11 protein-coding genes and 2 tRNA genes are annotated in these 14,572 nt (G+C 60.3%); 7 read left to right on the forward strand and 6 right to left on the reverse strand.

Translation table 11 applies throughout. From position 1 onward, the window contains the following. Positions 1-64 precede the first annotated feature (64 nt). Positions 65-1,123 carry a DNA polymerase IV gene (gene dinB / locus HCF10_RS07075; protein ID WP_115487213.1) on the reverse strand — a complete coding sequence of 353 codons (1,059 nt, stop codon included), beginning with the start codon at positions 1,121-1,123 and terminating at the stop codon, positions 65-67. Positions 1,124-1,404: 281 nt separating this feature from the next. Here dinB and HCF10_RS07080 point away from each other — a divergent pair. The 4 genes from HCF10_RS07080 to HCF10_RS07095 all read left to right on the forward strand — a co-directional run bounded on the left by HCF10_RS07080 (position 1,405) and on the right by HCF10_RS07095 (position 5,954). Beyond that, positions 1,405-1,481 (forward strand) — tRNA-Met (locus HCF10_RS07080). A 207-nt stretch (positions 1,482-1,688) separates the two neighbouring features. After that, positions 1,689-1,765 (forward strand) — tRNA-Met (locus HCF10_RS07085). Positions 1,766-2,031: 266 nt separating this feature from the next. Next, the gene (gene mprF / locus HCF10_RS07090; protein ID WP_131697943.1) at positions 2,032-4,674 is read left to right on the forward strand and encodes a bifunctional lysylphosphatidylglycerol flippase/synthetase MprF; all 2,643 of its coding nucleotides are present in this window, start codon (positions 2,032-2,034) and stop codon (positions 4,672-4,674) included. After that, positions 4,674-5,954: a virulence factor family protein gene (locus tag HCF10_RS07095; protein WP_167655123.1), complete on the forward strand. Its 1,281-nt coding sequence runs from the start codon at positions 4,674-4,676 to the stop codon at positions 5,952-5,954. The genes mprF and HCF10_RS07095 overlap by 1 nt, the downstream gene beginning before the upstream one ends. Positions 5,955-6,091: 137 nt before the next feature. Here HCF10_RS07095 and recJ read toward each other — a convergent pair whose 3' ends face one another. Further along, positions 6,092-7,801 carry a single-stranded-DNA-specific exonuclease RecJ gene (recJ, locus tag HCF10_RS07100; protein WP_131697945.1) on the reverse strand — a complete coding sequence of 570 codons (1,710 nt, stop codon included), beginning with the start codon at positions 7,799-7,801 and terminating at the stop codon, positions 6,092-6,094. A gap of 95 nt (positions 7,802-7,896) precedes the next feature. Continuing rightward, a complete protein-coding gene (locus HCF10_RS07105; protein ID WP_032890801.1) occupies positions 7,897-8,439 on the reverse strand; it encodes a YaeQ family protein in 543 nt (180 codons plus the stop codon). Between the two features lie 148 nt (positions 8,440-8,587). Here HCF10_RS07105 and HCF10_RS07110 point away from each other — a divergent pair, with 148 nt between their 5' ends. Then, a complete protein-coding gene (locus tag HCF10_RS07110; protein ID WP_131697946.1) occupies positions 8,588-9,787 on the forward strand; it encodes a CaiB/BaiF CoA transferase family protein in 1,200 nt (399 codons plus the stop codon). Then, positions 9,787-10,671, forward strand: coding sequence for a TIGR02285 family protein (locus HCF10_RS07115; RefSeq protein ID WP_167655124.1), 885 nt, complete (start codon positions 9,787-9,789; stop codon positions 10,669-10,671). Before HCF10_RS07110 ends, HCF10_RS07115 begins: the two co-directional genes overlap by 1 nt. A gap of 170 nt (positions 10,672-10,841) precedes the next feature. Here HCF10_RS07115 and HCF10_RS07120 read toward each other — a convergent pair whose 3' ends face one another. Further along, positions 10,842-11,126 (reverse strand): DUF3509 domain-containing protein, encoded by a 285-nt coding sequence (locus HCF10_RS07120; protein WP_131697948.1) that lies wholly within the window; start codon positions 11,124-11,126, stop codon positions 10,842-10,844. Positions 11,127-11,441: 315 nt separating this feature from the next. Between HCF10_RS07120 and HCF10_RS07125 the strand changes: the two genes are divergently transcribed. Beyond that, positions 11,442-11,663, forward strand: a complete 222-nt coding sequence (locus tag HCF10_RS07125) for a hypothetical protein (protein ID WP_016971927.1) — start codon at positions 11,442-11,444, stop codon at positions 11,661-11,663. An 81-nt stretch (positions 11,664-11,744) separates the two neighbouring features. Here the strand turns inward: HCF10_RS07125 and thrC are convergent, their stop codons facing one another. Continuing rightward, positions 11,745-13,154, reverse strand: coding sequence for a threonine synthase (thrC, locus tag HCF10_RS07130; protein ID WP_027605462.1), 1,410 nt, complete (start codon positions 13,152-13,154; stop codon positions 11,745-11,747). Positions 13,155-13,221: 67 nt separating this feature from the next. Further along, entirely contained in the window at positions 13,222-14,526 is a 1,305-nt protein-coding gene (locus HCF10_RS07135; protein WP_027605461.1) for a homoserine dehydrogenase, read from the reverse strand. Positions 14,527-14,572: the final 46 nt, after the last annotated feature.

Genomic DNA, 14,572 nt, shown 5'->3' on the forward strand with positions numbered 1-14,572 from the left:
ACCCTATAGATCCAAATGTGAGAGGGGCGGTGCGACTTGCCTCTCCCACATTTTTTCCCGGTTTCTACCAAGAAAACTCTAACTGTTCGTTCCCGCCACTCAGGTCCAGCAACCGCACGCCAATCCCCAGCAACCGCACCGGTTTACCGCCACGATTGAACGCCTGGGTCATCAACTGTTGATAACTCTCCAGATCCCGCGCCGCTCCCGCCTGCTCCAACGTCGTCTGGGTAAAGTCATGAAACTTCACCTTAACGAACGGCTTTCCCGCCTTATAACTGCTGTCGATACGCGCCATGCGCCCGGCCAGGGTTTCCATCAACTCTGGAAGTTTCGCCAGGCAGCTTGAGAGATCCGGCAGGTCCACATCGTAGGTATTTTCCACACTGATGGACTGCCGCCGGCTGTCATTCTGTACCACACGGTCATCTATCCCACGGGCCAGGCTCCACAGCCGCTCGCCAAAACTGCCGAACTCACGCACCAGCGCCAGCTTGTTCCACTCGCGCAATTGCAGGCAGTCTTCGATGCCCAGGCGCGCCAGTTTGTCCGCCGTCACCTTGCCCACGCCGTGCAACTTGCTTACCCGCAGTTGGGAGACAAAGTCCTCGACCTGATCCGGGGTAATGACAAACAGGCCATTGGGCTTTTTCCAATCGCTGGCGATCTTGGCCAAAAACTTGTTCGGTGCCACGCCGGCGGACACGGTGATGTGCAACTGGTTGGAGACCCGGCGCCGAATATCCTGGGCGATGCGCGTGGCGCTGCCGCCAAAGTGCGGGCTGTCGGAGACATCCAGGTAGGCCTCGTCCAGCGAGAGGGGCTCGATCAGATCGGTGTAGTCGCGGAAGATCGTCTGGATTTCCTTCGACGCTTCCTTATATGCATCCATGCGCGGCTTGACAATGGTCAGGTCCGGGCAGAGCTTCAGGGCATGGCGCGACGACATGGCTGAACGCACCCCATACGCCCGCGCTTCGTAGTTACATGTAGCGATCACCCCCCTTCGATCTGCCGATCCACCTACCGCCAGGGGCTTTTGCGCCAGGCTCGGGTCATCGCGCATCTCAATGGCGGCGTAGAAGCAATCACAGTCGACGTGGATGATTTTGCGCTGCGTCATAGATAGAAGGGGGTGTAATCCAACGGGTGAGCAGTATCGCATTCACCCCTGTATATAGCACCAGTAGTTTGAATCTTCCGCCTAAGCGGTAGGAAATTTCCCAGATGAATTTATTTTCTCAATCGAAATTAGCCCCCCAATAGAGCTGAAACCCTTAGCCCGACTGGCCCGCACGATTGAAATGGCTCTGTTTGGAGAGCTAACCGATTGAACCACAAGCCCTTTTCTTCGATTCACAGGTTGACACACACGCGATCCTCTGTAGAATGCCGACACACAGACGCGGGATGGAGCAGTCTGGTAGCTCGTCGGGCTCATAACCCGAAGGTCGTCGGTTCAAATCCGGCTCCCGCAACCAAACATCAAAAAAGGCTACTCGAAAGAGTGGCCTTTTTTGTGCGCGTCTATTTTGTGTCTGTACGAAAATTGTAAGACAAAAAAATCTTTACCCATCGCGCACTTACCTTCCACAGCCGCCCTTCACCGCTCATATCACACTTATTTGACCCATCGGCTCATTAACGGTTGACACCTCGCCGTTGGGCTGTAGAATGCCGCCCACAGACGCGGGATGGAGCAGTCTGGTAGCTCGTCGGGCTCATAACCCGAAGGTCGTCGGTTCAAATCCGGCTCCCGCAACCAAACATCAAAAAAGGCTACTCGAAAGAGTGGCCTTTTTTGTATCCGATGAAAAAGTTCATCTGAAACAATGGCATGGCATCTTTCATGAAACCGTACCCGGTTTGTAGAGTCCATCTCATCGCACGCTATGCTTACGCCTCTACGACCAATGGCCGCAGTCGCCGCACCCGGTGATCCGCGTTAATATTTGTAATTATTTTGTCCATAGGGATTGGTAACTTGGCTGGATACCTCCATCCTGTCGCGCACAATCCACGAGGTGATTGATGCGCGCCAACTCGTCTGAACCACAAGACACCGTCACAGCAGAACAACCTATCGCTCCGACCCGCTTGCGCTGGCTGGATCTGTTGAGCAAATACCGGCAACCCATAGGGCTGGCCGTGACCTTGTTGCTGTTCGCAATCGCGCTGATCGCCTGCCGACACCTGCTATTGGAGCTGGACCTCTACGCCCTCCACGACTCGATCCTGGAAGTGCCCAAACCCGCTTTGCTCGGTGCGTTCGCCGCCGCCATCGCGGGGTTCGTCATTCTGTTGGGCTATGAGTTTTCCGGCGCACGCTATGCCGGGGTGAACCTGCCTGCCAAGACCTTGGCCCTCGGCGGCTTTACTGCTTTTGCGATCGGCAATGCCATTGGCCTTTCGATGCTCTCGGGCGGCTCGGTGCGCTACCGTTTATATGCACGCCATGGCATCGGGGCTTCGGAAGTCGCCCACATGACCGTGTTCGCCAGCCTGGCACTGGGCTGCGCCCTGCCCCCGCTGGCTGCATTGGCCACGTTGAGCAACTTGCCGGCAGCGTCGACCTACCTGCATTTGCCACAAACTGTGCTCGGCGGCGTTGCCGGCGCGGTGCTGTTGCTGTCGGTCGTATTGTGCATAGGCATCTATCGCCGCCGCCTGCCGGAACAGCCCTACCCTGACAACCTGCTGGTAAAAGCCGGGCGTCGGACCTTGCGCCTGCCTGGCCGGCGCCTGACGTTCCTGCAACTGATCATCACCGCACTGGACGTTGCCGCTGCCGCTACCGTCCTTTATATGCTGCTGCCGGAAGCACCGCCTTTCGGCCCGTTCCTGCTGGTGTATCTGCTGGCGCTGGCCGCGGGTGTGCTCAGCCATGTACCAGGTGGTGTCGGGGTATTCGAGGCAATCCTGCTCGCGGCCTTCGCCGACAAACTTGGTGCAGCGCCACTGGCGGCCGCCCTGCTGCTGTATCGCATGATCTACGTTGTATTACCGCTGCTGATCGCCTGCGTGTTCCTGCTGGTCAACGAAGCGCAGCGCCTGTTCCAGACCCAACAGAGTCTGCGGGTGGCTTCTGGCCTGGCGGCCCCGGTGCTGGCCGTACTGGTTTTTTTGTCCGGCGTGGTCCTGCTGTTTTCCGGCGCCACGCCGGAGATCGACTCACGCCTGGAAAACATCGGCTTCCTGATTCCCCACCGCCTGATTGACGCCTCGCACTTCGGTGCCAGCCTGATCGGCGTGCTGTGCCTGTTGCTGGCCCAGGGTCTGCGTCGACGCTTGTCGGCTGCGTGGATGCTGACCATGGTGCTGCTGCTGGTGGGCGCCCTGCTCTCGCTGCTCAAGGGGTTCGACTGGGAAGAAGCCAGCCTGATGACCATGACGGCGATACTGCTGGCGATCTTCCGCCGCTCGTTCTATCGCGCCAGCCGCCTGACCGAGCTGCCTTTTTCACCGCTGTACCTGGTGGCCAGTGTCTGTGTGCTGGGTGCTTCTATCTGGCTGCTGCTGTTCGCGTATCAAGATGTACCGTACAGCCATCAACTGTGGTGGCAGTTCACCCTCGATGCCAACGCCCCGCGCGGCCTGCGCTCGCTGCTGGGCGCCGCCGTGCTGCTGGTCATCGTTTCGCTGACCTGGCTGCTGCGCACCGCACGCCCGGTGATCCACCTGCCGACACCCGATGAGCTGGAACGCGCCACCAAGATCCTGATGGCATCGTCGCAACCCGACGGCGGCCTGGCGCTGACCGGCGACAAGGCGCTGCTGTTCCACCCCAACGATGAAGCCTTCCTGATGTACGCCCGTCGCGGGCGCAGCCTGGTGGCCTTGTATGACCCGATCGGCCCGACTCAACCCCGTGCCGAAATGATCTGGCAGTTCCGTGATCTGTGCGACATCCATCATGCGCGCCCGGTGTTCTATCAGGTACGCGCCGAGAACTTGCCCTATTACATGGACATCGGTCTCACCGCGATCAAGCTGGGGGAAGAGGCCCGCGTCGACCTGAAACGCTTTGACCTGGAAGCCAAGGGCAAAGAGATGAAGGACCTGCGCTACACCTGGAACCGTGGCACCCGGGACGGCCTGTCCCTGGAGATTTTTGAACCCGGCACGGCGCCGATGGATGAATTAAAAGTCATCTCGGATGCCTGGCTTACCGGTAAGAATGTGCGGGAAAAGGGCTTTTCCCTCGGACGCTTCAGCGACGACTACCTCAAGCACTTTCGCATCGCGATCATTCGCTTCGAAGGTCGCCCGGTGGCCTTCGCCAACCTGCTCGAGACCTACAACCACGACCTGGCCAGTCTCGACCTGATGCGCGCCCACCCGGATGCGCCCAAGTTGACCATGGAATTCATGATGGTCGGCCTGATTCAACACTATAAGAGTCACGGCTATGCTCGCTTCAGCCTCGGCATGGTGCCGTTGTCGGGCCTGCAACCGCGACGCGGCGCGCCCCTGACCCAGCGTCTGGGCTCGATGGTGTTCCGTCGCGGCGAGCAACTGTATAACTTCCAAGGCTTGCGCCGCTTTAAAGACAAGTTCCAGCCTGACTGGGAACCCCGTTACATGGCCGTGCCCGCGGGACTTGACCCACTGGTGGCACTGGCCGATACCGCCGCCCTGATCGCGGGCGGCTTGACTGGATTGGTGAAACGCTGATGATTCGACGCTCCTGGCGGTATGTATTGGCCTTTGTAGTGCTGCTGGCCCTGGTCCTGGGTGGCGGCTTTTGGTTCTGGAACCGCCCTGCCCCGCAGCCGACCCTGGAGCAACTGCCCCAGGCCGACGGCTCGGTGATGACCCGCGTGACCCCGGCCGGCACCCCGAAAGCCCGCGTCGCGGTGGCGGTGATGGCTGGCGAAACCCTGACGGATAGCCAACTGATTACCCTGAGCCAAGGCGGCAAGGCGCAGATCGTCCAGGTGATCCTGCCAAAGGATGACTGCAAGCTGCAGGAACAAGCGCTGCAAAGCGCCCTGGGCCAGCTCAAAGGGCCCGCGACCCTGGTCAGCGGCATCGGCCCTGGCGCCGCCCTCGCCTGGCGCTGGCTGGCCACACAGAACGACGACAAGGCCAACGCCATCTCCGTCGGCTTCGCGTTGGTACAGGAAGGTTGCAAGGACCCACTGCCGAAAACCGCCGCACACGGTAATTGGCTGGTGGCCTGGAACGATAACCCTGACGATGAAAGCGCCAGTTTCGTACGTGACACCCCGCGTGCCACCACCAGTATCAGCGACTACGACATTCACTATCCGCAAGTGCTGAACAACGAACTGCGCAAGCAACTGGTGGGTTCGGACAACGGCGGCCTGGCGATTCCCGTCGTGGAAGTGCCGGCTGGCCAGGCCAAGGACACCGTGACCCTGTTCCTTTCCGGTGATGGCGGCTGGCGTGACCTCGACCGCGATGTGGCCGGCGAGATGGCCAAGATCGGCTACCCGGTGGTCGGCATCGACACCCTGCGCTACTACTGGCAGCACAAGACCCCGGAACAAAGCGCCAAGGACCTCACCGAGCTGATGCAGCACTACCGGCAGAAATGGGGCACCAAGCGCTTTGTACTGACCGGCTACTCGTTCGGTGCCGACGTACTGCCGGCGATCTACAACCGCCTGCCGGAAAACGAACAGCAGCGTGTGGACGTCATCATCCTGCTGGCATTCGCCCGCACCGGCAGCTTTGAAATCGAAGTGGAAGGTTGGCTGGGCAACGCCGGCAAAGAAGCCGCGACCGGCCCGGAAATGGCCAAGCTGCCGGCTGACAAGGTGGTGTGCATCTACGGTGCCGAAGAAGTCGACGAGAGTGGCTGCACCGACAAGACTGCCGTGGGCGAGACTGTGAAGCTGCCGGGCGGGCATCACTTCGATGAGAACTACCCGGCGCTGGCCAAGCGGTTGGTGGATATCATCGTGAAGCACCAGGCCAAAACCGAATAAACCCGAGCCTTATACAAATCAAACTGTGGGAGGGTGCTTGCCCCCCGATAGCTGAGTGTCAGTCAACAATGCTGTGACTGACCCAATGCTATCGGGGGCAAGCACCCTCCCACAGTTTTTTGCGGCGTCGGTAAGATCTAGCGCGGTTCGATGTGGGCAATCATCAGTTGCACGGTTTCATTCCCACGAAACTCGTTCACGTCCAGCTTGTAAGCCAACTCCACCCAACGTACGGACGGGTTCGGCCAGACTTCCCGGTCGACGCCAAAGGCAATGCCATCGAGCTTCACCGACCCGCACTCGCTCTTGAGCACCACTTTCAGGTGCCGCTCCCCCACCACTCGCTGCTCTACCAGCTGGAACACGCCATGGAACAGCGGCTCTGGAAAGTGTTGCCCCCACGGCCCGGCATGCCGCAATGCGCGCGCCAGTTCCAGGTGAAACTCTTCCACCGCGAGGGTGCCATCGGACAGCAGGCGCCCGGTGAGGTCTTCTTCGCGCAGTTGCCGACGCACTTCGGCGTCAAAGGCTTCGGCAAACAGTGGGAAATTTTCCTCGGGCAAGGTCAGCCCCGCCGCCATGGCGTGGCCGCCGTATTTGGTGATCAGGTTGGGATGCTGGCTCGCGACCACCGCCAGCGCATCGCGGATGTGAAAGCCCTGCACAGAGCGTCCAGAGCCCTTCAGCAGCCCATCGCCGGCATCGGCGAAGGCGATGGTCGGGCGGAAGTACCGCTCCTTCATGCGCGACGCAAGAATGCCGATCACACCTTGGTGCCAGTCCGGATCAAACAGGCACAAGCCGTAGGGCATCGATTCCACCGGCAAGTCCTTGAGCTGGGCCAGGGCCTCGCGCTGCATGCCTTGTTCGATGGATTTGCGGTCCTGGTTCATGCCGTCCAGTTGCGCGGCCATTTCCCGTGCCGCGGCGAAATCCGTGGTGAGCAGGCATTCGATGCCCAGGCTCATATCGTCCAGGCGCCCAGCGGCGTTCAAGCGTGGCCCGAGGATAAAGCCGAGGTCGGTGGACGTGATGCGCGCCGCATCGCGCTTGGCCACTTCGAGAATCGCCTTGATTCCCGGCCGTGCGCGACCGGCGCGAATACGCTCCAGGCCCTGATGCACGAGGATGCGGTTATTGGCGTCCAGAGGCACCACGTCGGCCACGCTGCCGAGGGCCACCAGGTCGAGCAGTTCGCCGATATTCGGTTGAGGCGTGTTCTCGTACCAGCCCAGACTGCGCAAACGCGCACGCAGGGCCATCAGCACGTAGAAGATCACGCCAACGCCGGCCAGGGCCTTGCTCGGGAACTCACAGCCCGGCTGGTTCGGGTTGACGATGGCATCCGCCGCCGGCAACTCGTCGCCAGGCAAGTGGTGATCGGTCACCAACACCTGCAACCCCGCCGCTTTCGCCGCCGCCACGCCTTCGACACTGGAGATGCCGTTGTCCACGGTGATCAGCAACTGCGGCTCGCGCTGCAGCGCCACGGCGACGATCTCCGGGGTCAGGCCGTAGCCGTACTCGAAGCGATTGGGCACCAGGTAATCGACATGCGCCGCACCGAGCAGACGCAGGCCCAGGGTGCCCACGGTGCTGGCGGTAGCGCCATCGGCATCGAAGTCACCGACGATGAGGATGCGCTGGCGCTGTTCCAGTGCCGTCACCAGCAAGTCCACTGCCGCGTCGATGCCCTTGAGCTGCTGATAGGGAATCAACCGCGCCAGGCTCTTGTCCAGCTCAGCCTCGGACTGCACACCACGAGCGGCGTAAAGACGGGTCAACAGCGGCGGCAATTCACCAAGGAAGGGCAGGACGGCGGGCAGTGGGCGGGGATCGATACGCATGGGTGACGGGAGCTTCTCTTGAATACAAAGGTTAAACGACAACTCTGAAGGCAACACAGATCAAATGTGGGAGGGGGCTTGCCCCTCCCACATTTTCAACCGCGTTCGCCGACCAGCCATTGCAGTTGTACTTCGTGCTGGCCACGGTCGTCAGTGACGAAGATCGTGCCTTCGCTGATCATCACGTCCCACTTGATCACGCGGGGCATGTCCTTGGCCAGAACCTCCAGAATCTCCTGAGGCACCGCTGCGATGTGCACATTCTTCAGGTTATTGGCCACCGGCACGACCTTGCCCTCCCACACGCGCAGGCTGCCGTAGGCCAGCAGACTGGTGCGCTCGGTGCGGCGCGAGCACCAGGTCAGGCGGTCGGCATCCGGCTGGCCGACTTCGATCCAGTGCAGGACCCGATCGTCCAGGCTTTTTTCCCACAAGGCTGGCTCGTCTACATCTGACAGGCCACGACCGAACGCCAACTGTTCGTTGTAAAAAAGGGCGTAGGCCAGCAGACGCACGGTCATGCGTTCTTCGGTTTCCGACGGGTGACGGGCGATGGTCTGCTTGACGCTCTCGTACACCGAGCGATCAAGGTCGGTGAGGTTGAGTTCGAATTTATAGGTCGTGGACGGCTGGGCCATGAACGGGCTTCTAGAGACAGGGAAAGGCGGCCAGTCTAACCGATGGCGAGGTCATTCACCGAATCCTGCGCTGCATCATCCTTATCCCTGGGCTACTCGCCTATGTTAAAAGGCTTCACATCATCGTTCTGCGCAGACAAGGATCCCCATGTCGTTTAATGCCAAACCACTTGCAGGCCTGAAAGTCATCGAACTCGGCACCCTGATCGCCGGGCCGTTCGCTTCACGTATCTGCGCCGAATTCGGCGCGGAGGTGGTCAAGGTCGAATCCCCGGACGGCGGCGACCCGCTGCGCAAATGGCGCAAGCTGTATGAAGGCACCTCGCTGTGGTGGTTTGTGCAGGCGCGCAACAAGAAGTCGCTGACGCTGAACCTCAAGCATCCGGACGGCCTGGCGATTCTCAAGCAACTGCTGGCCGACGCCGACATCCTTATCGAAAACTTCCGTCCAGGCGTGCTGGAAAAGCTTGGCCTGAGCTGGGAAACCCTGCACGCACTGAACCCGAAACTGGTCATGGTGCGCCTCTCGGGTTTCGGCCAGACCGGGCCGATGAAAGACCAACCCGGGTTTGGCGCAGTGGGCGAGTCCATGGGCGGGCTGCGCTATATCACCGGTTTCGAAGATCGCCCTCCGGTACGCACCGGGATCTCCATTGGCGACTCCATCGCCGCGCTGTGGGCGGTCATCGGCGCCTTGATGGCGCTGCGTCATCGCGAGGTCAACGGAGGTGTGGGCCAGGTGGTGGATGTGGCGCTGTATGAAGCCATCTTCGCCATGATGGAAAGCATGATCCCCGAATTCGACGTATTCGGGTTTATTCGCGAACGCACCGGCAACATCATGCCCGGCATCACGCCGTCATCGATCCACACCAGCGCGGACGGTAAGCACGTTCAGATCGGCGCCAATGGTGATGCCATCTTCAAACGTTTCATGAGTGCCATCGGCCGGGAAGACCTGGCGAACGATCCACAACTGGCCAGTAATGACGGGCGCGATAGCCGTCGTGATGAACTCTATGGCGTGATTGATCGCTGGGTGAACTCGCTGCCGCTGGAGCAGGTGGTGGAGCAACTCAACAAGGCCGAAGTGCCCGCCAGCCGTATCTACAGCGCCGAAGACATGCTGGGCGACCCGCAATTCCTCGCGCGCGAGATGTTCCTTAAGGCCCGGCTTCCCGGCGGCAAGGACTTCAAGATGCCGGGCATCGTGCCCAAGCTGTCGGATACACCGGGCAGTTGCGAATGGGTGGGGCCGCAACTGGGTGAACACAACGGCGTGGTGTTGGGCGAGCTGGGATACGACGCCGCCGCCATTGTCCGCCTGCGTGAGAAAGGCGCAATCTGATGCCCCACGGCTGCAAACACTGGCTCATTGCGCTGTACCTGGCCGTCATGCTGGCCGGCAGCTGGCCCGTACCGGCGAGTGCCGAGGGCACGTTGATCTGGTTGTTGCGCGACTTGCCGCCGCTGACCATCTTCGAAGGGCCAAGCAAAGGCCTGGGGGCACTCGACCAGTTGCTGCCGATACTGATCGGACACTTGCCGGAGTATCGCCACCAGGTAATGCACGTCAATCGCGCGCGCGGCATGCAGATGCTGCGCGAGCCCACGCTCACCTGCGATCCATCATTGCTGTGGACGGCCGAGCGGGCCAGGTACATCGTATTTTCCAGGCAGGCGTTTGTGGTCGTCAGTAATGGCATCACGATTCGACAGAGCCAGCAGGACGCCTTGGCGGCGTTTATCGTAGACGGCCAGTTTGACCTGCAGGCCTTCTTCGCCGCCCCTAAGGCAAGGGTCGGCGCGATTGCGGAACGCAGCTACGGCGCCGTTATCGATGAGCGGCTGAAACAGGCCGACACACACAAACTGGCACTGCACTACGGCAACGATGCCCTTGGCAGCTTGCTGCAGATGCAGCGCCTGGGCCGGCTGGAGGCGGTGCTGGGCTATTGGCCGGAAATCCGCTACCACGCGATGCAACAGGGGATCGCAACCGAAGACCTCAGCTTCTACCCCATCAAGGGCACAGCACCTTACCAGCGCACGTATATCGGCTGCTCGGATACGCCTCAGGGGCGCGAGGCCATGGAACGGATCAACCAGGTTCTGCTCAGCCTCCCGCTGGCACAAGTACAACAGTCCTATGCCGCCTGGCTAGACCCTGCCATGCGTGAACATTACCTGCGAGACAACCCGAGTTTTTTCCGGGATTCACCAGAACCCTGACAAATCCCAGGCAAAAAGAAACCCCGAAGAGTGGGGAGACACTTCGGGGTTAAACGTGGCCTACAAAGACCAGTACAACAAGGCACAAACACCGGAGCACAATGTTTGCTCTTGCTGTTACGAAATCTGACCGGCCATGACGTGGGAAGTTTCCATGGGTAAACAATTCTTCATGCAACGGCAGCGCCACGGGTCTGGGCAGCGCTGCGCAAGGCCGCGATGACCGAGGGCTCCAGGCGTCCTTCAGCGATCTTGAGGTCACGCAGCAGGCAATCCACCACATCCACCAATAGGCGCTTATCGAGCAATTGCGCCCGGTCGACTTCACGCTCGACCATGATCGCGCCGGCGGGGTTCTTCACGGTTACCAGGCACTCTTCCTGCACACCTGCGGTGGTCAACGTCACCTGATAAGGGCTCAGTGCTTCTTCGAGCAATAGGCTGATACTTTCCATCTCGATCACCACTCAATAGTTCGCAAACATTCTTGTAAACGGGAGCTGCATCTATCCTAAGTGACTGGTTGTGACGTAGGAAAGTTCGCTTTTTCGTTTATGCGGGGTTGTCGGGGGATGACGTTTCCAGCATGCGCTTGCAACATGACAGGCAAAAAACGGCAGCACATAAATGCTTACGCAATGGGCTGCTGTTTTTGGGGTTTGCCAGGCGCTGAGGCCGGGAGTGAATCCTATACTCGGTGAGCGCTGGTTACGCTGCGATGCAGATGAAAGCGCATGTCATCAGGCCCTTATTGCGAAGGATAAATAGCGATGGCAGAACAAAATGAGCAACAAACGTCGACAGACAGAATGCACGCCGAGGTATCACGTATTTTTGCTGAAATAGCACGTATGAACGCAGAGCAAAACAAACTCAACAAAGAATCCCTGAAGATAACCTGTGAGACTTTCTGGTACCCGGTGGGTATCGCGACAGGCTTCTATGCCGCCGTGGGCACGGTCATAGTGGTCGCGCAGAAACTATTCTCGTAACGCGAGACCGGGCCTGCCAGAAACAAAAAACGCCGCTGACCCAAGGAAGGGAAAGCGGCGTTTTTGTCTTCGTGATTTGCCTTACAAAGGCTTACCACGGTTGCCATGCTGGCTGACAAACGCCTGCATCGCCTTCAAGTCATTCGGCAGCACCGTGCAACGCTCTTCACGCTCGAACAGGTCTGTCAGGTGAACCGGCAGTTCCAGCGCCTTGCCGACACCCGCCTTCTCCACCGCTTCCGGGAATTTCACTGGATGGGCGGTGCCGAGGATCACCATCGGGATATCCAGGCTTCGACGGCATTCGCGGGCGGCCTTCACCCCAATGGCGGTGTGCGGGTCAAGCAGCTCGCCGGTCTGGGCGTAGACCTCGGCGATGGTTTCACAGGTCTGCGCGTCATCCACGGCCAGGGAGTCGAACAGCTTGCGGGTTTCGGTCCAGCGCTCTTCATCAACGCTGAAACCGCCGCCGCTCTTGAAGGTGTCCATCAAGCCGGCAATGGCTGCGCCGTTGCGACCGTGCATGTCGAACAGCAGACGCTCGAAGTTCGACGACACCATGATGTCCATGGACGGCGACAGGGTGGCGTGCAGGGTTTCCTTGACGTACTGGTTGCCGCTCATGAAGCGGTGCAGGATGTCGTTGCGGTTGGTAGCAACGATCAACTGGTTGATCGGCAGGCCCATGTTACGGGCCAGGTAGCCGGCGAAGATGTCGCCGAAATTGCCGGTCGGCACCGAGAACGACACCGAGCGCGCCGGGCCGCCCAACTGCAGCGAGGCGTGGAAGTAGTAGACGATCTGGGCCATGATCCGCGCCCAGTTGATCGAGTTCACCGCCACCAGTCGCGTGCCTTTGAGGAAGCCCTGGTCAGCGAAGCTGTTCTTGACCATTTCCTGGCAGTCATCGAAGTTACCTTCGATGGCGATGTTGTGGATGTTCTCACCGAAGATGGTGGTCATCTGGCGACGCTGCACTTCCGACACACGCTTGTGCGGGTGCAGGATGAAGATGTCGACGTTTTCGCAGTGCTTGCAGCCTTCGATGGCGGCCGAACCGGTATCACCCGAGGTCGCGCCGATGATCACCACGCGCTCGCCGCGCTTCTCCAGCACGTAGTCCAGCAGACGACCCAGCAGCTGCAGGGCGAAGTCCTTGAACGCCAGGGTCGGGCCATGGAACAGCTCGAGCACCCATTCGTTGCCGTTGAGTTGGCGCAAAGGGGCGATGGCGCTGTGGGAAAACACGCCGTACGTCTCTTCCAGAATCTTTTTGAAGTCCGCATCGGGGATGCTGCCGGTGACGAACGGGCGCATCACCCGGAACGCCAGCTCGTGGTACGGCAGGCCGGCCCACGAAGCGATTTCTTCCTGGGTAAAGCGTGGCAGGTTTTCCGGCACGTACAGGCCGCCGTCGGTGGCAAGGCCTGCCAGCAAGACGTCTTCGAAATTCAGGGCCGGTGCCTGGCCGCGGGTGCTGATGTAACGCATGACTGGCTCCTCTAAAACATTCTCGAACAGAGGCCGCCGCACACGCGGGGCCTCTGGAACAGATCGGTTAGTTCAGGTGTTCGACGCGAATCCGCACCACCGGGCCCACGACGCCTTGCAAGGCCTCCAGAGCAGTGATGGCATCGTTGATGTGCTGCTCGAGCACGCGGTGGGTCAGCAGGATCATCGGCACCTGGCCGTTCTGCTCCTCGACTTCCTTCTGCATGATCGACTCGATGTTGATACCGCGCTCCGACAGGATGCTGGCCACCTGGGCCAATACGCCTGGGTGATCCTTGGCCTGGATGCGCAGGTAGTAGGCGCTTTCGCAGGCCTCGATCGGCAGGATCGGGTGGGCCGACAGCGAATCCGGCTGGAAGGCCAGGTGCGGCACGCGGTTTTCCGGGTCGCTGGTCATGGCGCGAACCACGTCCACCAGATCGGCGATCACCGACGAAGCGGTCGGCTCCATGCCGGCACCGGCGCCGTAGAACAGGGTGGAACCGGCGGCATCACCGTTGACCATCACGGCGTTCATCACGCCATTGACGTTGGCGATCAGGCGGTCGGCCGGGATCAGCGTCGGATGCACACGCAACTCGATACCCGCCGGAGTGCTACGCGCGACACCGAGGTGCTTGATGCGGTAGCCCAGGGCTTCGGCGTAGTTCACGTCGGCAGTGGTCAGCTTGGTGATGCCTTCGGTGTAGGCCTTGTCGAACTGCAACGGGATACCAAAGGCGATGGACGCCAGGATGGTCAGCTTGTGCGCCGCGTCGATGCCTTCCACGTCGAATGTCGGGTCGGCTTCGGCGTAACCCAGCGCCTGGGCTTCGGCCAGCACGTCTTCGAAGGTACGGCCCTTCTCGCGCATTTCGGTGAGGATGAAGTTACCGGTGCCGTTGATGATACCGGCTACCCAATTGATGCGGTTGGCGGACAGGCCTTCACGGATCGCCTTGATCACCGGGATACCACCGGCAACCGCAGCTTCGAACGCGACGATCACGCCCTTCTCGCGGGCCTTGGCGAAGATCTCGTTGCCGTGCACGGCAATCAGCGCCTTGTTGGCGGTGACCACGTGCTTGCCGTTTTCAATAGCCTTGAGCACCAGCTCGCGGGCCACGGTGTAACCGCCCACCAGCTCGATGACGATATCGATTTCAGGGTTGGTGGCCACGGCGAATACATCGTTGGTAATTGCAATACCGGTCGTTTGGAACTGAGGCTTTGGCGAACGCGTGGCAATTTGCGCCACTTCAATCCCACGCCCTGCACGGCGGGAAATTTCTTCAGCATTACGCTGAAGTACGTTGAAGGTGCCGCCACCGACGGTCCCTAACCCACAGATGCCTACTTTGACCGGTTTCACTGAAGAACTCCCCATGAAACGGCCGACGCTAGGTCGGCCGTGGAAA

The sequence above is a fragment of the Pseudomonas sp. B14(2022) genome, assembly GCF_012030485.1.
In the GTDB taxonomy this organism is placed as follows: Bacteria; Pseudomonadota; Gammaproteobacteria; order Pseudomonadales; family Pseudomonadaceae; genus Aquipseudomonas.

Coding starts and splice junctions, on each gene's coding strand:
- dinB (WP_115487213.1), bottom strand. CDS start 1,123: ATGACGCAGCGCAAAATCATCCACGTCGACTGTGATTGCTTCTACGCC.
- mprF (WP_131697943.1), top strand. CDS start 2,032: ATGCGCGCCAACTCGTCTGAACCACAAGACACCGTCACAGCAGAACAA.
- HCF10_RS07095 (WP_167655123.1), top strand. CDS start 4,674: ATGATTCGACGCTCCTGGCGGTATGTATTGGCCTTTGTAGTGCTGCTG.
- recJ (WP_131697945.1), bottom strand. CDS start 7,801: ATGCGTATCGATCCCCGCCCACTGCCCGCCGTCCTGCCCTTCCTTGGT.
- HCF10_RS07105 (WP_032890801.1), bottom strand. CDS start 8,439: ATGGCCCAGCCGTCCACGACCTATAAATTCGAACTCAACCTCACCGAC.
- HCF10_RS07110 (WP_131697946.1), top strand. CDS start 8,588: ATGTCGTTTAATGCCAAACCACTTGCAGGCCTGAAAGTCATCGAACTC.
- HCF10_RS07115 (WP_167655124.1), top strand. CDS start 9,787: ATGCCCCACGGCTGCAAACACTGGCTCATTGCGCTGTACCTGGCCGTC.
- HCF10_RS07120 (WP_131697948.1), bottom strand. CDS start 11,126: ATGGAAAGTATCAGCCTATTGCTCGAAGAAGCACTGAGCCCTTATCAG.
- HCF10_RS07125 (WP_016971927.1), top strand. CDS start 11,442: ATGGCAGAACAAAATGAGCAACAAACGTCGACAGACAGAATGCACGCC.
- thrC (WP_027605462.1), bottom strand. CDS start 13,154: ATGCGTTACATCAGCACCCGCGGCCAGGCACCGGCCCTGAATTTCGAA.